This window comes from Microbacterium sp. RURRCA19A (genome assembly GCF_900156455.1).
Lineage (GTDB): Bacteria > Actinomycetota > Actinomycetes > Actinomycetales > Microbacteriaceae > Microbacterium.
In genome coordinates this window covers 996,915-1,017,882 of record NZ_FTNQ01000001.1, presented here as the reverse complement: position 1 = coordinate 1,017,882, position 20,968 = coordinate 996,915, and the positions used below count along the sequence as shown (strand labels likewise).

The 20,968-nt window shown below is 68.9% G+C and carries 22 protein-coding genes; 15 read left to right on the top strand and 7 right to left on the bottom strand.

Annotation, left to right across the window (positions count from 1 at the left end):
* Window positions 1-136 precede the first annotated feature (136 nt).
* From atpB to BW982_RS04900, 12 genes are all read left to right on the top strand, one after another.
* Window positions 137-928 (top strand): F0F1 ATP synthase subunit A, encoded by a 792-nt coding sequence (gene atpB / locus BW982_RS04955; RefSeq protein ID WP_076491882.1) that lies wholly within the window; start codon window positions 137-139, stop codon window positions 926-928.
* A gap of 45 nt (window positions 929-973) precedes the next feature.
* Window positions 974-1,207 (top strand): F0F1 ATP synthase subunit C, encoded by a 234-nt coding sequence (atpE, locus tag BW982_RS04950; protein WP_043360904.1) that lies wholly within the window; start codon window positions 974-976, stop codon window positions 1,205-1,207.
* 34 nt (window positions 1,208-1,241) lie between these two features.
* The gene (locus BW982_RS04945) at window positions 1,242-1,802 is read left to right on the top strand and encodes a F0F1 ATP synthase subunit B (protein ID WP_076490920.1); all 561 of its coding nucleotides are present in this window, start codon (window positions 1,242-1,244) and stop codon (window positions 1,800-1,802) included.
* Complete coding sequence (locus BW982_RS04940; RefSeq protein WP_076490919.1) at window positions 1,802-2,593, top strand: F0F1 ATP synthase subunit delta; 792 nt, start codon at window positions 1,802-1,804, stop codon at window positions 2,591-2,593. Before BW982_RS04945 ends, BW982_RS04940 begins: the two co-directional genes overlap by 1 nt.
* Window positions 2,594-2,654: 61 nt before the next feature.
* Complete coding sequence (atpA, locus tag BW982_RS04935; protein ID WP_076490918.1) at window positions 2,655-4,286, top strand: F0F1 ATP synthase subunit alpha; 1,632 nt, start codon at window positions 2,655-2,657, stop codon at window positions 4,284-4,286.
* 24 nt (window positions 4,287-4,310) lie between these two features.
* Window positions 4,311-5,210, top strand: coding sequence for a F0F1 ATP synthase subunit gamma (locus BW982_RS04930; protein ID WP_076490917.1), 900 nt, complete (start codon window positions 4,311-4,313; stop codon window positions 5,208-5,210).
* Window positions 5,211-5,232: 22 nt separating this feature from the next.
* Complete coding sequence (gene atpD / locus BW982_RS04925) at window positions 5,233-6,681, top strand: F0F1 ATP synthase subunit beta (RefSeq protein ID WP_076490916.1); 1,449 nt, start codon at window positions 5,233-5,235, stop codon at window positions 6,679-6,681.
* Window position 6,682: 1 nt separating this feature from the next.
* Window positions 6,683-6,940 carry a F0F1 ATP synthase subunit epsilon gene (locus tag BW982_RS04920; protein ID WP_076490915.1) on the top strand — a complete coding sequence of 86 codons (258 nt, stop codon included), beginning with the start codon at window positions 6,683-6,685 and terminating at the stop codon, window positions 6,938-6,940.
* A 66-nt stretch (window positions 6,941-7,006) separates the two neighbouring features.
* Complete coding sequence (locus tag BW982_RS04915) at window positions 7,007-7,756, top strand: YaaA family protein (RefSeq protein WP_076490914.1); 750 nt, start codon at window positions 7,007-7,009, stop codon at window positions 7,754-7,756.
* A gap of 120 nt (window positions 7,757-7,876) precedes the next feature.
* A complete protein-coding gene (locus BW982_RS04910) occupies window positions 7,877-8,554 on the top strand; it encodes a DUF5684 domain-containing protein (RefSeq protein ID WP_076490913.1) in 678 nt (225 codons plus the stop codon).
* A gap of 167 nt (window positions 8,555-8,721) precedes the next feature.
* A complete protein-coding gene (locus BW982_RS04905; RefSeq protein ID WP_076490912.1) occupies window positions 8,722-9,495 on the top strand; it encodes a PP2C family protein-serine/threonine phosphatase in 774 nt (257 codons plus the stop codon).
* A 45-nt stretch (window positions 9,496-9,540) separates the two neighbouring features.
* Complete coding sequence (locus tag BW982_RS04900) at window positions 9,541-11,073, top strand: APC family permease (RefSeq protein ID WP_076490911.1); 1,533 nt, start codon at window positions 9,541-9,543, stop codon at window positions 11,071-11,073.
* An 84-nt stretch (window positions 11,074-11,157) separates the two neighbouring features.
* Here the strand turns inward: BW982_RS04900 and BW982_RS04895 are convergent, their stop codons facing one another.
* A complete protein-coding gene (locus BW982_RS04895; RefSeq protein ID WP_076490910.1) occupies window positions 11,158-12,141 on the bottom strand; it encodes an asparaginase in 984 nt (327 codons plus the stop codon).
* Between the two features lie 55 nt (window positions 12,142-12,196).
* Here BW982_RS04895 and BW982_RS04890 point away from each other — a divergent pair, with 55 nt between their 5' ends.
* A complete protein-coding gene (locus BW982_RS04890; protein ID WP_076490909.1) occupies window positions 12,197-12,667 on the top strand; it encodes an OsmC family protein in 471 nt (156 codons plus the stop codon).
* 28 nt (window positions 12,668-12,695) lie between these two features.
* On the top strand, window positions 12,696-13,175 hold the full coding sequence (locus tag BW982_RS04885; RefSeq protein WP_076490908.1) for a hypothetical protein: 480 nt from the start codon (window positions 12,696-12,698) through the stop codon (window positions 13,173-13,175).
* Window positions 13,176-13,263: 88 nt separating this feature from the next.
* On the opposite strand, the gene glpK is transcribed toward BW982_RS04885, so the two are convergent.
* From glpK to BW982_RS04870, 3 genes are all read right to left on the bottom strand, one after another.
* Window positions 13,264-14,775: a glycerol kinase GlpK gene (gene glpK, locus BW982_RS04880; RefSeq protein WP_076490907.1), complete on the bottom strand. Its 1,512-nt coding sequence runs from the start codon at window positions 14,773-14,775 to the stop codon at window positions 13,264-13,266.
* 86 nt (window positions 14,776-14,861) lie between these two features.
* Window positions 14,862-15,617: an MIP/aquaporin family protein gene (locus BW982_RS04875; RefSeq protein ID WP_076491880.1), complete on the bottom strand. Its 756-nt coding sequence runs from the start codon at window positions 15,615-15,617 to the stop codon at window positions 14,862-14,864.
* Window positions 15,618-15,737: 120 nt separating this feature from the next.
* Window positions 15,738-17,456, bottom strand: coding sequence for a glycerol-3-phosphate dehydrogenase/oxidase (locus tag BW982_RS04870; RefSeq protein ID WP_076490906.1), 1,719 nt, complete (start codon window positions 17,454-17,456; stop codon window positions 15,738-15,740).
* Window positions 17,457-17,566: 110 nt separating this feature from the next.
* On the opposite strand from BW982_RS04870, the gene BW982_RS04865 reads away from it, so the two are divergent.
* A complete protein-coding gene (locus BW982_RS04865; RefSeq protein WP_022878079.1) occupies window positions 17,567-18,532 on the top strand; it encodes a sugar-binding transcriptional regulator in 966 nt (321 codons plus the stop codon).
* Between the two features lie 14 nt (window positions 18,533-18,546).
* On the opposite strand, the gene dhaM is transcribed toward BW982_RS04865, so the two are convergent.
* The 3 genes from dhaM to dhaK are packed head-to-tail and all read right to left on the bottom strand — an operon-like array spanning window position 18,547 to window position 20,896.
* Window positions 18,547-19,272: a dihydroxyacetone kinase phosphoryl donor subunit DhaM gene (gene dhaM / locus BW982_RS04860; protein ID WP_076490905.1), complete on the bottom strand. Its 726-nt coding sequence runs from the start codon at window positions 19,270-19,272 to the stop codon at window positions 18,547-18,549.
* Window positions 19,269-19,904, bottom strand: coding sequence for a dihydroxyacetone kinase subunit DhaL (gene dhaL, locus BW982_RS04855; protein WP_076491878.1), 636 nt, complete (start codon window positions 19,902-19,904; stop codon window positions 19,269-19,271). The genes dhaM and dhaL overlap by 4 nt, the downstream gene beginning before the upstream one ends.
* Window positions 19,901-20,896: a dihydroxyacetone kinase subunit DhaK gene (dhaK, locus tag BW982_RS04850; RefSeq protein WP_076490904.1), complete on the bottom strand. Its 996-nt coding sequence runs from the start codon at window positions 20,894-20,896 to the stop codon at window positions 19,901-19,903. The genes dhaL and dhaK overlap by 4 nt, the downstream gene beginning before the upstream one ends.
* Window positions 20,897-20,968 lie beyond the last annotated feature (72 nt).

Genomic DNA, 20,968 nt, shown 5'->3' with positions numbered 1-20,968 from the left:
GGGTGGGGTAAGTACCCACCCGCGACGGGGACTCTTCCCCAGACTCGCACTTCGGGTGCCATCACCGACCATCGTCGCAACGGTTCATACCGATGCCCCGAAGCTGGAGCCAGCGCTGTCCACTCAAGCTGCGACCCTGATCACGAACTTCGCGTCTGCGGGTGCTGAGTTTCACCCGCCCTCCATCAACGAGTTCTTCCCTGACGCGGTCCTCTTCGAGGGAACGATCTTCGCGATCACTCGCATCAACCTCACGCAGATGCTGGCGACCCTCGCGCTCGTCCTCTTCCTCGTTCTCGGCACCCGCCGGATGAAGGTCGTTCCCGGCCGCTTCCAGAGCATCGCCGAGATGGGTCTCGACTTCGTCCGCGTGAACATCGCCGAAGACATCCTCGGCCGCAAGGACGGCAAGCGGTTCCTGCCGATCCTCACCACGATCTTCTTCATGGTGCTGTTCATGAACATCACCGGTGTGATCCCGGGTCTGAACATCGCAGGCACGAGCGTCATCGCCGTTCCGATGCTCCTGGCGCTCGTCGCGTACGTCACCTTCATCTACGCCGGCATCAAGAAGAGCCCCGGCGGCTTCTTCAAGAACGCGCTGCTGCCCTCGGGTGTGCCGTGGCCGCTGTACATCATCATCGTGCCGCTCGAGTTCCTCTCGACCTTCATCATCCGCCCCGTCACGCTCACCCTGCGTCTGCTGATGAACATGATCGTCGGGCACCTGATGCTGGTCCTCTTCTTCTCAGCCACCCAGTTCTTCGTGATCGGCCTCAGCGGCTGGTGGACGGTCCTGGGCGCGGGTTCGCTCGCCTTCGGCTTCGCCTTCACCCTGTTCGAAATCTTCGTCGCCTTCCTCCAGGCGTACGTCTTCGCGATCCTCACCGCGGTCTACATCCAGCTCGCGGTCGCAGAAGAGCACTGAGCGGCCCGGCGCACGCCGAGCCACCCAACCGAAAGGAAAAAACCCGTGGACGCAACTACGGTTCTCGCCCAGGTCACCGGTAACGTCGCCACGATCGGCTACGGCCTCGCGGCCATCGGCCCCGCCATCGGCGTGGGCATCGTCGTCGGCAAGACGATCGAGGGCGTCGCCCGTCAGCCCGAGCTCGCGGGCCGCCTGCAGGTCCTGATGTTCATCGGTATCGCCTTCACCGAGGCGCTCGCCTTCATCGGTATCGCGACCGGCTTCATCTTCACCTGATCCGGCCGCTCTCGACTCACTGTAAGGAGACAGGATGCTGAACGCTCTTGTCACGCTCGCCGCGGAGCCCGCGGCGGAGGAAGCGCACAACCCGCTCTTCCCCGCCGTCTACGACATCGTCTGGTCGCTCGTCTGCTTCGTCGTCATCCTCGTCGTGGTCTGGCGGGTCGCCCTGCCCCGCATGGCGAAGCTCCTCGACGAGCGCAGTGCCGCCATCGAGGGCAACATCGCGAAGGCCGACGAGGCGCAGCGTCAGGCCGAGGCCGCGCTGGAGCAGTACACCGCGCAGCTCGCCGAGGCCCGCAAGGAAGCCGGCGAGATCCGCGAGGCCGCCCGCGAGGACGGCAAGAAGATCGTCGCCGAGGCGAAGGATGCCGCGTCGTCCGAGGCCGCGCGCCTCACCGCAGCCGCGCACGCGCAGATCGAGGCCGAGCGTCAGTCGACGCTGGTGTCGTTGCGCGCAGAGGTGGGCACCCTCGCGGTCGACCTCGCCGGCAACGTCATCGGCGAGACCCTCTCCGACGACGCCCGCGCGCAGGCCGTCGTCGATCGCTTCCTCGCCGAGCTCGAGGCATCCGAGAAGGCGGCTCAGTAATGGGCAGCGCGACCACTCAGGCGCGGACCGCGACGGCGGAGGCGCTCACGAACGCCTCCGGCGTCGACCTCGACGTCGCCCGCGAGCTGTTCGCGGCCGTCGGCGCCGTGAACGGGTCGGCTCAGCTGAGCGGCGCGCTCTCCGATTCGTCGGCGCCCGCCGCCGCGCGCGGCGCGCTGGTGACGGCCGTCTTCGGCTCCACGTACCGCGAGACGACCGTCTCGCTCCTGCGTCGTGCCGCGGAGCAGCGGTGGTCGACCGCGGCGGAGTTCGTCGACGGCCTCGAGGAGCTGGCGGTGCGCGCCGCCACCGTGGCCGATGCGTCGACGGACATCGAGGGCGAGCTGTTCCAGTTCTCCCGCACCGTCGCCTCGAACGGCGAGCTGGAACTGGCTCTGGGCGGTCGCCTCGGCGACGCGTCCGGCAAGGCCTCGCTCGTCTCGACGCTGCTCGATGGCCGCGCCAGCGCCCCGACCGCGCTGATCGTGTCCTCGCTCGTGCAGAACGCGCACGGTCGTCGTGTCCGCGCGCTCCTGCGTCGGGCCGAGTCGATCGTCGCCGACCAGCGTTCGAGCATCGTGGCGACGGTCTACGCCGCCGCGCCCCTGAACGTCGAGCAGCAGACGCGCCTGCAGAACGCGCTCCGCGCGCGCTACGGGTCGGCGGTCACCTTGAACACCGTGATCGACCCGACGGTTGTCGGCGGACTGCGCGTGCAGGTCGCCGACGACGTCATCGACGCGAGCGTGTCCGCACGTCTCGCCGACCTTCGCCAGCGCATCGCCGGCTAAGACTTTCCCGCCCGAGCGGGTGGAGATCTGGGGGCTCGCGCCCCACGAACGAAGGAAGACAATGGCAGAACTCTCTATCAGCCCCGACGTCATCCGTGACGCGCTGAAGGACTTCGTCAACGCCTACGAGCCGACGGGCGCGGGTGCGACCGAGGTCGGCACCGTCGTCGACGCGGCCGACGGCATCGCCCACGTCGAGGGACTGCCCGGCGTCATGGCGAACGAATTGATCCGCTTCGACAACGGCACCCTGGGCCTCGCCCAGAACCTCGACGAGCACGAGATCGGCGTGGTCATCCTCGGCGAGTTCTCCGGCATCGAAGAGGGCCAGAGCGTCACGCGTACCGGTGAGGTCCTCTCGGTCGGTGTCGGTGACGGCTACCTGGGTCGCGTGGTCGACCCCCTCGGCAACCCGATCGACGGTCTCGGCGAGATCGCGACCGAGGGTCGTCGTGCCCTCGAGCTCCAGGCGCCCGGCGTCATGCAGCGCAAGAGCGTGCACGAGCCGCTGCAGACCGGCATCAAGGCCATCGACGCGATGATCCCCGTCGGCCGCGGCCAGCGCCAGCTGATCATCGGCGACCGCCAGACCGGTAAGACGGCCATCGCGATCGACACGATCATCAACCAGAAGGCCAACTGGGAGTCGGGCGACGTCACCAAGCAGGTCCGCTGCATCTACGTCGCCATCGGCCAGAAGGGCTCCACGATCGCTTCGGTCAAGGGCGCCCTCGAGGAGGCCGGCGCGATGGAGTACACCACCATCGTCGCGGCCCCCGCCTCCGACCCCGCCGGCTTCAAGTACCTCGCGCCGTACACGGGTTCCGCGATCGGCCAGCACTGGATGTACGGCGGCAAGCACGTCCTGATCATCTTCGACGACCTGTCGAAGCAGGCCGAGGCCTACCGTGCCGTCTCGCTCCTCCTGCGTCGCCCGCCGGGCCGCGAGGCGTACCCCGGTGACGTCTTCTACCTCCACTCGCGTCTGCTCGAGCGTTGCGCGAAGCTGTCCGACGAGCTCGGCGCCGGTTCGATGACGGGTCTTCCCATCATCGAGACCAAGGCCAACGACGTCTCGGCGTACATCCCGACGAACGTGATCTCGATCACCGACGGCCAGATCTTCCTCCAGTCCGACCTCTTCAACGCCAACCAGCGTCCCGCGGTCGACGTGGGTATCTCGGTCTCGCGCGTCGGCGGTGACGCCCAGGTCAAGTCGATCAAGAAGGTCTCGGGCACGCTGAAGCTCGAGCTCGCCCAGTACCGTTCGCTCGAGGCGTTCGCCATGTTCGCCAGCGACCTCGACGCCGCGTCGCGTCGTCAGCTGGCCCGCGGTGCGCGTCTGACCGAGCTGCTGAAGCAGCCGCAGTACTCGCCGTACCCGGTCGAGGAGCAGGTCGTCTCGATCTGGGCCGGTACCAACGGCAAGCTCGACACGATCGAGGTGTCCGACGTGCTCCGTTTCGAGCGCGAGCTGCTGGACTACCTGCGTCGCAACTCGACCGTCCTCGACACGCTGCGCGAGACCAACGCGCTGGGGGACGACACGGTGGCCGAGCTCGAGAAGAAGATCGACGAGTTCATCCTCGAGTTCCAGCCGGGTGACGACCAGGGCGTCGTGGGCGCCGAGCAGGTCGAGGCTGCTGAGGCCGAGGACGTCAACCAGGAGCGAATCGTCAAGGGCCGTCGCTAACAGCGACGACACGAGAACGGAATCATGGGCGCACAACTGCGGGTCTACAAGCAGAAGATCAGTTCTGCTCAGACGACCAAGAAGATCACGAAGGCGATGGAGCTCATCGCGGCTTCGCGCATCCAGAAGGCGATGGCGCGTGTGCGCGCGGCATCGCCCTTCGCGCGAGCCGTGACGAGCGCCGTCTCCGCGGTGGCCACGCACTCCTCGATCGACCACCCGCTGACGACGGAGCGTGAGAACATCCGTCGCTCCGCCGTGGTGATCTTCACCTCCGACCGCGGCCTCGCCGGCGCGTTCAACTCGCAGATTCTCCGTGAGGGTCTCGAGCTGGCCGAGCTGCTGCGGACGCAGGGCAAAGAGGTCGTGTTCTACCTCGTCGGGCGCAAGGCCGTCGGCTATTTCCAGTTCCGCCGCATGCCGAGCGCAGCGCAGTGGGTCGGCGACACCGACACGCCGCAGTTCTCGACGGCGGAGGAGATCTCGGATGCCGTGCTGCAGGCGTACCGCGCCGGGGGAGAGAACGATGGCGTCGACGAGATCCACCTCGTGTACAACCGCTTCGTCAGCATGATGACGCAGTCTCCCGAGTCGGTCCGTCTGCTGCCGCTCGAGGTTCTCGAGGCAGATGACGCCCCCGCTCAGGCGGAGGTCTACCCCCTCTACGAGTTCGAGCCCGACGCCGAGACCGTGCTCGATGCGCTCCTGCCGGTCTACATCCAGAGCCGCATCTTCAACGCCCTCCTGCAGTCTTCCGCGGCGAAGCACGCCGCGACGCAGAAGGCGATGAAGTCGGCCAGCGACAACGCCGACAAGCTCATCACCGACTACACCCGCCTGCGCAACAACGCGCGCCAGGCGGAGATCACGCAGCAGATCGCCGAGATCGTCGGCGGCGCCGATGCTCTGTCATCCGGCAAGTAAGTTCCCAAGGAGAGAAGAAGCCATGAGCCTCACCGCCGAGAAGACCGACGCGGCTGTCGTCGGCCGCGTCGCGCGTGTCACCGGGCCCGTCGTCGACATCGAGTTCCCGCACGACGCGATCCCCGAGATCTACAACGCGCTGAAGACCACGATCACCATCGGTGACGACTCGACCGAGATCACCCTCGAGGTCGCGCAGCACCTCGGTGACGACCTCGTCCGCGCCATCTCGCTCAAGCCGACCGACGGCATGGTCCGCGGCCAGGAGGTGCGCGACACCGGTGGCCCGATCTCGGTCCCCGTCGGCGACGTCACCAAGGGCAAGGTCTTCGACGTCACCGGCGAGGTGCTCAACGCGGCCCCCGGCGAGACGATCGAGGTCACCGAGCGCTGGGGTATCCACCGCAAGGCGCCGAGCTTCGACCAGCTCGAGTCCAAGACCGAGATGTTCGAGACGGGCATCAAGTCGATCGACCTCCTCACGCCCTACGTGCAGGGCGGAAAGATCGGCCTCTTCGGTGGCGCCGGTGTCGGCAAGACCGTCCTCATCCAGGAGATGATCCAGCGCGTGGCGCAGGACCACGGTGGTGTCTCCGTGTTCGCCGGTGTCGGTGAGCGCACCCGTGAGGGTAACGACCTCATCGGTGAGATGGAGGAGGCGGGCGTCTTCGACAAGACCGCGCTCGTGTTCGGCCAGATGGACGAGCCGCCGGGGACGCGTCTGCGCGTCGCCCTGTCGGCGCTGACGATGGCGGAGTACTTCCGCGACGTCCAGAAGCAGGACGTGCTGCTGTTCATCGACAACATCTTCCGCTTCACGCAGGCCGGTTCCGAGGTCTCCACGCTGCTGGGCCGCATGCCCTCGGCCGTGGGTTACCAGCCCAACCTGGCTGACGAGATGGGTGTGCTCCAGGAGCGCATCACCTCGACGCGTGGTCACTCGATCACGTCGCTGCAGGCGATCTACGTCCCCGCCGACGACTACACCGACCCGGCTCCCGCGACCACGTTCGCGCACCTGGACGCCACGACCGAGCTCTCCCGTGAGATCGCGTCGAAGGGTCTGTACCCGGCCATCGACCCGCTCACCTCGACGAGCCGGATCCTCGACCCGCGCTACATCGGCGCCGACCACTACCGTGTGGCCACGTCGGTCAAGCAGATCCTTCAGAAGAACAAGGAACTGCAGGAGATCATCGCGATCCTCGGTGTCGACGAGCTGTCCGAGGAAGACAAGATCGTCGTGTCGCGTGCGCGTCGCATCCAGCAGTTCCTCTCGCAGAACACCTACATGGCCAAGAAGTTCACCGGCGTCGAGGGCTCCACGGTCCCGATCAAGGAGACCATCGAGTCGTTCGACGCGATCGTCAAGGGTGACTTCGATCACGTCGCCGAGCAGGCGTTCTTCAACGTCGGTGGCATCTCCGACGTCGAGGCGAAGTGGGCGCAGATCCAGAAGGAGAACGGCTGACATGCCGCTGCGCGTGAACCTCGTCTCGGCCGACGCCGAGGTCTGGACCGGGGAGGCGTCGCTGGTCGTCGCCAAGACGGTGGAAGGCGAGATCGGCTTCATGCAGGGCCACGAACCGGTGCTCGCGATCCTCGCTCAGGGCGAGGTCCGCATCACGGGTGTCGACGGCACCAAGGTGCTGGCCAACGCCGAGGACGGGTTCCTGTCGATGGCGGGCGACGAGCTCACCATCGTCGCCGGTCACGCATCCCTGGTCTGACACTTCTTCACGACGCGCGTCGTCCGGTTCGCCGGGCGGCGCGCGTCTTCGTTCCCCCGAGGTCGCATGCTCGTTCTTCTGCCCCCCTCCGAGACCAAACGGCCGGGCGGTCACGGTGCCCCGATCGATCTGGGCTCCCTGGCCCTCCCGTCCCTCCGCTCCGCCCGTGAGCAGGTCGTCGACGGGCTGGTCGCGCTGAGTTCGGACGAGGAGCTGTCCGCGCGAGTGCTCAAGCTGAGCCCGCGTCGTCTCGGCGAGGTCGCCGACAATGCGGCGATGCGTTCCGCGCCCACCCTTCCCGCGGTCGACCGCTATACGGGGGTCCTCTACGACGCTCTCGACGCCGGCACTCTCGCCGCCGCCGGGCGGGCGTGGCTGGGTTCGCGGGTCCTGATCCACTCGGCGCCGTTCGGTCCGGTGGGTGCGCTGGACGGCATCCCGGTCTATCGACTCGCGGCGGGCACCTCCCTGCCCGGACTGCCCTCGCCGCGGAGGGTCTGGGCCGATGCGGTCACGAGGGCGATCGCAGAGGCCGACCCCGGGTTCGTCCTGGATCTGCGGTCGGAGGCGTACGTCGCGCTGGGGCCGGTACCCGCGGACGTGGAGGGTGTCTACGTCCGCGTGGTCTCGGAGGGGGTCGACGGCACGGTCCGTGCACTCAACCACTTCAACAAGAAGGCGAAAGGGGAGCTCGCGCGTGCCCTCGCGACGACGGGCGCGCGGATCGAATCCCGGCGCGACCTCGTCGACTGGGCGGGCTCGAACGGGATCGTCGTGCGCGACGGGGGAGCCGGCGAGGTCGAACTGCTGGTCTGAGATCGCCGGGTCAAGGTACTGTCAGCCAACACTCAGCTTCGCTAGCATGACCTACGCGGGAGACACCCGTCGCTGATACGGGCGTGAGCTCGTATCCGGCCCGAGAGGAACTTCGTCATCATGATCCATCTGGCTTACAACGACTATGGCGCCAGTGACGCCGCATCGGCAGCCGCCTTCCTGATCCTCGCGCTCTTCCTGTTCCTGTTCGCCATCGTGGGCTACGTGATCAGCGCGTTCCTGCTGTCGAAGGTCTTCGAGAAGGCGGGCGTGCAGGGGAAGTGGCGCGCGTGGGTGCCGATCTACAACTACCTCGTCCTCGCCAAGCTCGGCGACTTCTCGCCGTGGGTGATCCTCGCGCTCGTCGTCGCCTCGGCCATCCCGGTCCTGCAGTACCTGTCGGGCATCGCGCTCTTCGTCGCGCTCATCATGATCGCCTACCGGGTGAACGCCAAGTTCGGCCGCGACTGGCCGATCCTCCTGCTGTTCATCCTGGGCCCGCTCGGGCAGTGGATCTGGCTCGGCATCCTGGCGTTCGGCAGCAACGCGTGGAACCCGAACATCCAGCCGTCGCCCTGGGCGAACTCGTTCCTCGCGGACAAGACGGTGTGGAACGGCATCCCCGTGCAGCCGGGTCAGCCGGTGTCGGCAGCCCCCGCCGGAGGCGCCGCCGGCTACGCCCCGCCGGCCCAGCCGTACACGCCGCCGCCGGCACCGCCCGCTGAGGGCCCCACGCCGCCGCCGCCGGCTCCTCCCGCGGGCCCCACGCCGCCGCCCCCGGCGGGACCGCAGGTCTGACGCCCTCACGATGACGAGCTCCCCGCGCCCGGCGCGGGGAGCTCGTCATCGTTCCGCCCGGAGGCGCCGCGCCCGTGGCATCCCTGGGCGCAGTCCACGCGTCGACTAGGATGACAGGGCCGCGCGGTTCCGCCGGCGAAGACGTCGGCCAACCGGAGGATCTTTTCGTGCCCGAGGTGACCACCCATACGCGTACCGTTCCCCTGACGGGCGGTGCGCTCGATCTCTCGTGGGCGGCGACCACCGACACCGGCAAGCGCCGTGAGGTGAACCAGGACGCGGTCCTCGCCGAGTTCCCCCTGTTCGTCGTCGCCGACGGAATGGGCGGCCACCTGGGTGGGGAGATCGCCAGCGCGAGCACCGTCGACCGTCTGCGCGCCGTCGTCGAGAGCGGCATCGTCTCGCCGAAGAACATCGAGAAGGCTCTCGCCCGCGCGGTGAAGGACATCGTCGCCCACCCCGAGACGACCGACGAGGGTACGGGGACGACCCTCACCGGCCTGTACCTCGAAGCCGGCGGGGACGAGCCCCACTGGGTGACGCTGAACATCGGAGACTCGCGCGTATACCTGCTGCGCGACGACGACATCGTTCAGATCACCACCGACCACTCCGTCGTGCAGGAACTCATCGCCGCCGGTCGTCTGAGCCCGGAGGAAGCCGAGAACCACCCGTACGGCAACGTGATCACGCGCGCCGTCGGCCCGAGCGACAGCGTCAAGCCCGACTACCTCCGCCTCGAGGTCCTCGACGGTGATCGCTTCGTCATCTGCTCGGACGGCCTGACGAAAGAGCTCACCGATTTCGGCATCCGGCACTTCCTGGATGCCAACCCCGACCCCGCCGACGCGGTCGAGGCCATGATGGCCGCAGCCCTGGAGAACGGCGGCCGCGACAACATCACCATCGTCGTGCTCGACGTCGCCCGACGCGCCGCCTGACCGCGGTGCTTGACCCGGGGGCCTGCTGACTTCTACGTTCAGCAGATGACCACCGCACCCGAACGGACGGCCGGCAAGGGCCTCGCCGCGGGAACTCTCGGCCTCTGGGGATCGACCGTCATCGGTCTCGCCTCCACCGCGCCGGTGTACTCGCTCGTCGCAACCCTGGGCTTCGTCGTCCTCGCCGTGGGCGCCTCGGCCCCCATCGCCTTCATCATCGCCTTCATCCCGATGCTGTTCATCGCCTTCGCGTATCGCGAGCTGAACAACGACGTCCCGGACTGCGGCACCACCTTCACCTGGGGGACCAAGGCGTTCGGTCCGTGGGTCGGCTGGATGGGCGGGTGGGGCGTCGCCGTGGCAGGCATGGTCGTGCTGGCCAACCTCGCGCAGATCGCCGGGATCTATCTCTGGACCCTCATCGGCGACGGCTCGCTCGCCGAGAACGTGCCGCTCGTGACCGCGACCGGCGTCGGGTTCATCGCCGCGATGACCTGGGTGAGCTATCGGGGTGTGGAGATCGGCGAGCGGATCCAGAACATCCTCTTGGGCGTGCAGTACCTCGTGCTGGCGCTGTTCGTCATCGTCGCGCTGTGGAAGTTCTTCGACGGGACGGCTCCGAACCCGACGCCGTTCGACCTGGGCTGGTTCAACCCGTTCGGCTTCACCGACTGGAGTGGGTTCACCGAGGCCGTGCTGCTGGCGCTGTTCATCTACTGGGGCTGGGACACGTGTCTCGCCCTCAACGAGGAGACGAAGGACCCCCAGCGCATCCCGGGTCGCGCGGCGCTGCTGACCACCGTGATCCTGCTCGGCACCTACGTCGCCGTGACGGTGGCCGCGATGATGTACGCCGGCGTCGGCGAGGACGGAACGGGGCTGGCCAACCCCGACAACGCCAATGACGTCTTCCTGGCGCTGAAGGACGGCCTCTTCGGTCCCTTCGGTTGGATCCTCATCGTGGCCGTGCTGATCTCGGCCGTGTCCTCCACGCAGACCACGATCCTGCCGACCGCGCGCGGAACGCTGGCCATGGCGGCCTACAAGGCGCTGCCGCGCCGGTTCAGCACGGTGCATCCCCGCTTCCAGACGCCGTCGTTCTCGACGCTGGTCATGGGGATCGTCGCCAGCATCTACTACGTGGGCATGACCCTCATCAGCGACAACATCCTGCAGGACTCGATCCTGTCGCTGGGCCTCGCCATCGCCTTCTACTACGCGATCACGGGCTACGCCTGCGTCTGGTACTTCCGCCGCGACCTCTTCACCTCGGCGAGGAACCTCGTCTACCGCGGCATCCTGCCCCTGCTCGGCGCGCTGATGCTGACGTACGCGTTCGTGCAGTCCGCCATCGACATGTACGACCCCGAGTACGGCTACACGGTGCTGTTCGGTATCGGAGGCACGTTCGTGCTGGGGATCGGCTCGCTCGCGATCGGCGTCGTCCTGATGGTGCTCTGGTACGCGTTCCCCCGATCCAAGCCGTTCTTCCGTGGGGAGAGCCTCAATCGCGACACCGAGGTACTTGTGCCCGAAGAGCCGATCGCGTACCCGCGCTCGGTCGACGGCGGCATCTGACGCACGCCGCGTCGGTCGCTCTCCCCTGAGCGGCCGACGCGGTCGTCGTTGTGACCCCACCCGCCCGGCGGGCGGAGCGCAGCGTCAGACGGCGGCGCGGATCACTCCGACCGGCTGACCGCCCCCCAGGACGCTCAGCGGCAGGACCGCGAGGGTGTCGGCGACCGCGGCGGGCTCCAGGGCGCCGGCGCGCTCCAGCAGACGCAGGGCGACGGCGTGGGCGGCCCGGTTCGACCCGTCGAGCATCTTCAGCGCGACGGTGGTGCCGTCCTGCGCCGTCATGACCTGCACGCCCTCTGCGCCCATCTTGGCGAACACGCCCAGGCGCTCGATGACGACGGTGTCGGGGCGACCCGGCCCGTCGATGGTCCAGGGGTTCTCACGGACGGCGCGCACCAGTGCGCCGGCGCTGCGGTGCAACGCGAAAGGGGACCGTTCGGACGAGGTCGCGATGCGCTGGATGGCGCGGGCGAGCCCGGTCAGGCTCATGGCGTACACCGGCGCGCCGCAGCCGTCGATCGCGGTCGTGGTGAGGCGCTCGCCGACGAGTCTCTCGATGACCTCGCGGATGTGGATCTGAAGCGGGTGCTGCGCATCGAGGTAGTCCGCCGTCGACCAGCCGTTCGTGACGCACGTCAGAAGCATCGCCGCGTGCTTGCCGGAGCAGTTCATCCGCAGCGGGGACGGAACCCCGTGGTCGCGCACCAGTTCGTCGCGGGTCTGGGGGTCGCTGGGCCAGGCCGCGGGGCAGCCGAGGTCGTCCTCGGTGAGGCCTACCGACTGCAGGATGCCGCGGGCCGCCTCGACGTGACGGTCGGTCCCGCAGTGGCTCGCCATCGACAGGGCGAGGCGTTCCCCGGTCAGCTCGGCGCCCGCCGACAGGCATGCGAGGGCCTGCAACGGCTTCATGCTCGAGCGGGGCAGGAACAGGGCCGAAGGGCCGCCCAGGGCGAGTTGCTCCGACCCGTCGGGGGAGAGGACCACGGCGACGCCGTGGTGGCGCGACTCGATGAATCCGTTGCGCTCGACGACGGCGAGTTCGACGGCATCCGGGGCTGTGAGAGGCATCCCTCCATCGTATCCGGCGGGTCCGGACCACGCGGGAGGAGGCAGGATGGGAGGCATGAACGGAGAGCACCAGTACCGTCTGCAGGCGACGTGGACCGGCGATCGGGGGACCGGCACGAGCGGATACCGCGACTACGACCGCTCGGTCTCGCTCGAGGTGGGGGGAAAGCCGCTTCTGGAGGCATCGGCCGACAAGCCGTTCCGCGGAGATCCGGCGAAGTGGAACCCGGAAGAGCTGCTGCTGGGCGCCCTCAGCGAGTGCCACTTGCTGTCGTACCTGCACGCGTGCGTCACGACCGGCGTGGTCGTGGTCTCGTACACCGACGACGCGACCGGCACGATGGTGGAGGACGGAAAGGGCGGGGGAGCATTCACTTATGTCCTGCTCCGGCCCCGCGTCGTCGTGGCCGACGAGTCGATGGTGGAGGCTGCCGTCGCAGCTCACCGCCAGGCGCGCGAATGGTGCTTCATCGCGAACTCGGTGAACTTCCCGGTGCGTCACGAGCCGGTGGTCACCGCCGCCTGACGCCCGTTCGGCGTCGTACAGTGAGCGCATGCAGCTCGAACCCGCCCTGCGGCGCCTCGACCGCCTCGCCGGCGGCCGCCAGGCCGACCATCGCGTCGACGTCTCCCACGATCCCCGCGTCCGCCGTGCCTTCCGCGCGGTGACCGTCCTTCTCGGCGCCGGCTTCGTACTGGGGGTCGCGACGGTCGTGGTCGCCGCGGTCATGACCCTCGGCGGCGACGACGTCGGGTTCGCGGTGTGGATGCGCTGCCTCGTGGTGCTCGGCATCACCACGACCCTGTTCTACTTCCTCTGGCGGGCGCGGGCCGGCTGGTACTGGGCGTTCCGGCGCCTCCAGCTGTTCAGCCGGATCTTCCCGGTGGTCGCCCTCGTGCTCGCCGCCATCCCGGGTCTCTATCCGTTCTGGGTCGTCACCGAGCAGATCCTCTTCGCGATCCTCCTCATCGGGGTCTCGGACTATCTGCAGTCCGATGTCGTGCGAGCGGCGTTCCCCCGACCCGCACGCTGAGGCACCGGCATCCGGAGGCCCCTCCTCCCGGGAACGACGGAACCCCGCCGGCACGGGGCCGGCGGGGTTCCGTTGCGAAGGGATGCGCTCAGCGCACGTCGTCGTCGACCCAGTCCATCGACTTGGTGACGGCCTTCTTCCACAGGCGCAGCTCGCGGTCGCGCTCGTCGGAGTCCATGTCGGGCTCCCAGCGCTTGTCCTCCTGCCAGTTGGCGCGCAGGTCGTCGAGGTTGTCCCAGAAGCCCACCGCGAGGCCGGCCGCGTAGGCGGCACCCAGCGCGGTGGTCTCGGCGACGACCGGACGCACGACGGGCACGCCGAGGATGTCGGCCTGGAACTGCATCAGCGCGTCGTTGGCGGTCATGCCGCCGTCGACCTTGAGCTCGGTGAGGTCCACGCCGGAGTCGGCGTTGACCGCGTCGAGCACCTCGCGCGTCTGGAAGGCCGTGGCCTCCAGAGCCGCACGGGCGATGTGCCCCTTGTTGACGTAGCGCGTCATGCCGACGATCGCGCCGCGGGCGTCCGGACGCCAGTACGGGGCGAACAGGCCCGAGAACGCCGGCACGAAGTACACGCCGCCGTTGTCGTCGACCGAGCTCGCCAGAGCCTCGACCTCCGGCGCCGAGGAGATGATCCCCAGCTGGTCGCGCAGCCACTGGATCAGCGAACCGGTCACCGCGATCGAGCCCTCCAGGGCGTAGCGCGCGGGCTGGTCGCCGAGCTTGTACCCGAGCGTGGTCAGCAGACCGTTCTGGGAGTGGACGATCTCCTCACCCGTCTGGAAGATGAGGAAGTTGCCCGTGCCGTAGGTGTTCTTGCTCTCGCCCGGGTCGAAGGCGGCCTGACCGAAGGTCGCGGCCTGCTGGTCGCCCAGGATGCCGGCGACGGGGGTCTCGCGCAGGAGCGAGGAGGACTCGACCTGACCGTAGACCTCCGAGGAGGAGCGGATCTCGGGGAGCATGGACTTCGGGACGTCGAAGTCCGCGAGGATGTCGTCACGCCACTGCAGCGTTTCGAGGTCCATGAAGAGCGTGCGGCTGGCGTTGGTGACGTCGGTCGCGTGCACGCCGCCGTCGATGCCGCCGGTGAGGTTCCACAGCACCCAGGTGTCGGTGGTGCCGAAGAGCAGGTCGCCGGCTTCCGCCTTCTCGCGAGCGCCGTCGACGTTCTCGAGGATCCAGACGATCTTCGTGCCCGAGAAGTAGGTCGCGAGCGGCAGGCCGACGATGCTCTTGTAGCGCTCGGTGTCGCCGTCGGCGAGGCGGTCGACGATCGACTGCGTGCGCGTGTCCTGCCAGACGATGGCGTTGTAGACGGGCTTGCCGGTGTTCTTGTCCCAGACCACCGCGGTCTCGCGCTGGTTGGTGATGCCGACCGCGGCGATGTCGTGGCGGGTGATGTCGGCGCGGCTGAGGGCCAGACCGATCACTTCCTGGGTGTTGCGCCAGATCTCGAGGGGATCGTGCTCGACCCACCCGGCCTTGGGGAAGATCTGCTCGTGCTCTTTCTGTCCGACGGCGACGACGCCGCCGGACTTGTTGAAGATCATCGCGCGCGTCGAGGTCGTGCCCTGGTCGATGGCGAGGACGTAGTCGGCCATGGATGGACTCCTTTGTCAGTGGTGGGTTGAGGTGGATCGGAAGGGGAGGAGGAGCGGGGGCGCCGTGCGGACGCCCCCGCGGGAGGTCACTTGGCCAGGTGCAGCAGCACGGGGGAGAGGACACCGGCGAGGAGGCCGCCGACGAGGGGGCCGACGACCGGCACCCACGCGTAGCCCCAGTCGCTGGAGCCCTTGCCCTTGATGGGGAGGATCGCGTGCGCGATACGCGGGCCGAGGTCACGGGCCGGGTTGATCGCGTATCCGGTCGGGCCACCGAGGGAGGCGCCGATACCGACCACGAGCAGGGCCACCGGAACGGCGGCGAGACCGCCGATGCCCCCGGGGACGCCGATGTCGGCGACGCCGTAGTCGGCGAACCCGAAGATCACGAACACCAGGACGAAGGTCGCGATGATCTCGGTCACGAGGTTCCACCCGTACGAACGGATGGCGGGTCCGGTGGAGAACACCCCGAGCTTCGCGGCGGGGTCGGGCTCGTCGTCGAAGTGCTGCTTGTACGAGGCCCACGCGAGCACGGCACCGATGATGGCACCGACGAGCTGCGCGGCGACCGCGACGAGGAACTGGACGAAGCCGATCTTGCCCGCGACGAGGAGTCCGATGGAAACCGCGGGGTTGAGCTGAGCGCCGGAGTACGCCGACACGATCACGCCGGCGAAGACGGCGAGACCCCACCCCCAGTTGACCATCAGGAATCCGCCGGCGTTGCCCTTGGTCTTGGCCAGTGCCACGTTCGCGACCACGCCGCAACCCAGCAGGATCAGCATGGCGGTGCCGACGACCTCCGAGAGGAAGTACAGCCCCAGATTCACTTCTTGCATGTCGTCATCGACCTTTCTGTTGTGCCCGGCCGCCATCGGCTCGGACATTTCGCGGCTCGGTTGTTCTGAACCTACGACCGCCGTGCGGGCGCGCAACAGACGGCGCGCCCGCACGTTCTCTCAGATTCGCGCGACTCCGGCCTCGGCCAGATCGACGCGGTGCGCGGTCCGCAGCGCCTCGGTCGTCGTCGCGATCTCCTCATCGACGCGAGCGGAGTCCCAGCCGAGCGGTGCGGCGACGGCCTCGGCGACCTCGCGCAGTGTGCGCTCGCTCATCCCGCCCACGAAGGCGAGGTGCGTGCGGCGCAGCAGGACGTCGATGAGGTGGACGACCTGCTCGTGCTCCGCGATCCACACGAGCTCCTCGCGGTAGTAACCGGGAGCGTGCTCGAGGGCCGTCGGCTCGGCCGGCAGCACGTCGAGGATCGCGTCGGCACGGGTGCCGTAGCGCTCGAGCATGGCCTCCACGACCGCGGCCGAATGCGCATTCGTGCGTGCCGACACCCAGCGGCGACGCTCTTCGGGAGTGGTCGGGAAGCCCTTGCCGCCGCCGATCGGGAGTCCCTGGGTGCTCACGCGGTGCGGCCGGCGCAGCTTCTGCAGCGTCTTCATGCTGAGGTGCTCGGCGAGGGCGCGGAAGGTGGTCCACTTGCCGCCCACCAGGCTCATGGCCGGGATGCCGCCGATCTCGTCGTCGACGATGCGGTAGTCGCGCGAGACGAAGCCGGGGGCGGTGTCGTCGTGGCGGGGGAGCGGACGGATGCCGGAGAAGGTGTACACGATCTGCGAGCGGTCCACCGCGACGGTGGGGAAGACGTGGCCGATGAGGTCGAAGAAGTACTCGATCTCGTCGTCGGTGCACACGACCGGCTTAGAGGGGTCGGCGTCGATGTCGGTCGTACCGACGAGGACGCGGTCCTTGAGCGGGTAGATCAGGACGATACGGCCGTCGGAGTGCTCGAAGAAGATCTCGCGCCCGCCGGTGGCGGCCAGCAGCTCGGGGTTGTCGAGCACGATGTGCGAGCCCTTGGTGCCGCCCATGAACTGCGTCTGCAGACCCAGCGCGCCGTTGGTCAGGTCGGTCCACGGGCCCGAGGTGTTCAGGATCACCTTGGCCTTCACCGAGAACTCCTCGCCGGAGACCTCGTCGCGGACGCGCACGCCGTTCTCGTCGGCGCCGACGGCCGAGACGTAGTTGACGGCCTGCGTGCGGCCGCCGCCGGCGACGATGCCGTCGTGCAGGACGTCGAGCGCGATGCGCTCCGGGTCGTGCATGGAGGCGTCGAAGTACGTGGCGGTGTACGCCAGGTCGGGGTTGAGGCGCGGCAGTTCGGCCAGCGACTTCTTCTTCCCGAGGAACTTGTGACGGGGAACCGAGCCGCCGTCGCGCGAGAAGGTGTCGTACATGATGAGGCCGACCTTGATCAGCAGGGCGCCGCGCTCGTTGGGCTTCCCGCGACCATGCGTCACGAGCAGGCGGAACGGTGCGGAGAGGATGCCGGAGAACGTCTTGTAGATCGGGATCGTGGTCTCGAGGGGCTTGACGTAGTGCGGGGCGGTCTTGAGCAGGTCGTTGCGCTCGGTGACCGCTTCCTTCACGAGACGGAACTCGCCGTTCTCGAGGTAGCGGATGCCGCCGTGCACCATGTGGCTGGACGCCGAGGACGCGCCGGAGACGAAGTCCCCGCGCTCGACGAGGGCGACCTTCACTCCCTGCAGGGAGAGGTCGCGGAGGGTGGCGAGGCCGTTGATGCCCCCTCCGATGATGAGGACGTCGAGGTCTTCGGCGTCACGGAGCGCCTGGACACCGGCGCGGAGCGAAGAAGAGGGGGACGACATGTCGACTGCGACCTTTCGTTGTGGGTACCGAAGAAGGATGCGCGCGTCTGCACGTTGTTGCAAGCCCCTTGAACAAACGTGCAGAATGGGCAAGCGCAGAAAGGCGGGCCATGACGACGCAGACCGAAGAACGCTCCCGCGACGCGCTGCGCGCGGCGCAGCTGTACTACATGCAGGACCTCACGATGGATGCCATCGCGCACGAGATGCGCGTCTCCCGTTCCTCCGTCTCGCGACTTCTGCAGCACGCCAGGGACGTGGGCCTGGTCACGATCTCGATCAGCCCGCCGGACGACGCGCGCGGCCAGATGGCGCAGCGCATCGCCGATCGGTTCGGGATCACCGCCCATGTCGTGCCCACGCCGGCGCGCACCTCCGAGGCCGAACGGCTCGAGCGCACGGCGCTGACGGCAGCGCGCATCCTCGCCGAGCGCATCGAGTCCTCGATGACCATCGGGATCGCCTGGGGGTCCACGCTGTCGGCCATCGCGCGGCACGTCCCGTCGAAGGATGTGCACGACACCCACATCGTGCAGATGAACGGTGCCGCGAACCTCCGCACCTCCGGCATCCCCTACGCGGGCGAGATCCTGTCGAAGCTCGGGGCGGCGTGGTCGTCGTCGGTGCACCAATTCCCGGTTCCGGCCCTGTTCGACGACCCGCGCACCAAGCAGGCGATGTGGCGTGAGCGGTCGGTGCGCTCGGTGCTGGAGATCCAGCAGCGGGTCGGACTCTTCGTCTTCGGTCTCGGGTCCCCGCACGCCGACGTGCCGTCGCACGTCTACAGCGGTGACTACTTCGACGAACGCGACCGCGCCATCATCGAGCGCGAAGGCGTCGTCGGCGACTGCGCGACGGTGTTCTACCGCGTCGACGGGTCGTGGGACATCCCCGAACTCAACGCCCGGTCCAGCGGCCCCGACCTCGACACCGTGCGACGGATCCCACGCCGATTCTGCGTCGTGTCGAGCCTGTCCAAGCTCACCGCCCTGCGCGGAGCGCTGGCCGCCGGGCTCGTCACCGAACTCGTCGTCGAGGAGGCGCTCGCGCGTCGTCTGCTCAGCGTCACCCGCTGAGCAGACGACGCGCGTCAGACCTCGCCGAACCCGTCGTCGATGAGCGTGCGGAGTTCCTCGAGCGCGTCGCGGGCCTGCGCGCCCGTCGCCGTCACCCGCACCCGGGTCCCCTGGCGGATGCCGAGGGCCATGAGCGCGAGCAGACTCCGCGCCGAGACGGGAGGCGTCTCGCCGCCGATCTCCGCGATCTGCACGTCGGCGTCGAACCGGGACGCCGTCTTGACGAACGTCGCGGCGGGGCGAGCGTGCAGGCCGGACGGATTGACCACCGTCGTCTCGAAGGAGAGCTCGTCGCCGGACGGCGCGCTCCCCGACTCCGGCGGGGGCGCATCGGCATCCACCGCCCCCAAGTGAACGCGCTTCGCCTCGGCCGCGCCGGCCACCTCGGCCGCGACCTGCGCGAGAGTCGCCCCACCCGCGGCCGTGACCACGGCGCTGACGAGGCCCTCCACGAACGGCGCCGGGCTCAGGGCGACGCGGTTCGGTGCGGCGGCGAACTCCAGGGCCATCTCGGCGCTCAACAGCGCGGACCCGAGGTCCATCAGCACGAGCACGCCGTCCCCGGAGTCCGCCGAATCCAGCGCCTGCGCGATGGCGGCGGCATCCGTCCCCAGGTCGCCGTCCGGGCCGCCCGCGGCGATCAGCACCGTGGGCGGGTCGCCGCCGCCCATTCGCAGCGCGAGATCCACGGCGGCCTCGGCGAGCGGACGGCTGTGCGAGACCGCGACGATGCCGATCACCCGCGCGCCGCCAGAGTGTCGCTCAGCGTCCGGAAGAGGAGTGCCGTCGAGGCCGAACCCGGATCCACGTGACCCGCGCTGCGCTCGCCGAGGTAGCTCGCCCGCCCCTTGCGGGCGACGAGCGGTTCGGTGGCGTCGCGACCGCTCGCGGCTGCGGCGGCAGCGGCCGCCGCAGCCGTGGCCGCGTCCCCGCCGGCGGCCACCGCCTCGTCCCACGCGGCGACCGCGGGGAGCTGCGCATCCACCATCGTCTTGTCGCCGGGCTCCGCCTTGCCGCGGGCCACGACCCCCTCCGCGCCGGCCCGCAGAGCCGCGCCGAGGGAGCTGGCATCCACGCCGTCCGCGAGAGCGGGACCCATCCGCAGGAAGAACGTGCCGTACAGCGGGCCGCTCGCCCCGCCGACCGATGACACGAGGGTCATGCCCACGGTCTTGAACAGGTCGGCGGCGGAGGCCGGCGGCGCGTCGAGCTTCGCGACGACGGCATCGAGGCCGCGCGCCATGTTCGATCCGTGGTCGGCGTCGCCGATCGCGGCGTCCAACGCGGTCAGCTCATCGCGGTGCTGCTGCACGGCGTCACGGAACGCCCGGATCCAGGCGACGAGGTCGTCGGTCGAGACGGCCCCGCTCATGCGCCCCACCGGAGGCCGGGCGTGACGACCGGTGCGTCCCACAGACGGAGGAACTCGTCGTCGGCCTTCACGACCGTGAGCGAGGCCCCCGCCATGTCGAGGCTCGTGATGTAGTCGCCGATCAGCACGCGCCGGACGTCGACGCCCGCCTCGGCCAGCAGCGGCGCGATCTCGCCGTAGAGCAGGTACTGCTCGATGAGCGGCGTGCCGCCCAGGCCCGACAGCAGCACGATCGCCGGACCGACGGGCTCCGCGAAGTCGTGCACGATCGGATCGACCATGAGCCGGGCGATCTCGTGGGCCGTGGCGAGCTTGACGCGCGAGCGGCCGGGTTCACCGTGGATGCCGACCCCCACCTCCATCTCGTCCTCGGGCAGCTCGAACGTGGGATGGCCCACCGCCGGCACGGTACAGCTCGTGAGCGCGACGCCCATGGAACGGCCGGCCTCGGACACGCGACGCGCGAGCGCCGCGACCGTCTCGAGGTCGGCACCCTCCTCGGCGAGGGCGCCGACGATCTTCTCCAGGATCACGGTGGTGCCGGTGCCGCGGCGACCCGCGGTCCACGTCGAGTCCTGGACCGCGACGTCGTCGGCGACCACGACCGACTCGACCCGCACGCCCTCGGCCGCCGCGAGCTCCGCCGCCATCTCGAAGTTCAGCACGTCGCCGGTGTAGTTCTTCACGATGTGGAGGACGCCGGCACCGGAATCCACGGCCTGCGTCGCCGCCAGCACCTGGTCGGGAGTGGGGGAGGTGAACACCTCACCGGCGGCGGCGGCGTCGAGCATGCCCCGGCCCACGAAACCGCCGTGCATCGGCTCGTGGCCCGATCCGCCGCCCGAGACGAGCGCGACCTTGCCCTCGCGCGTGGGTTCGCCGCGCAGGATGACGCGGTTCTCGCTGTCGATGCGAAGCTCCGGGTGGGCGGCGTGGATCCCTCGCAGGGCTTCCGCCAGCACGTCGGCCGGGTCGTTGACGAACTTCTTCACGGGGTGCCTCCTCGTCGTGGCTGAGGCGGGTTCGGGCCCGCCTCTTCAGACCCTGCTCGTCAGGAGGCGCGG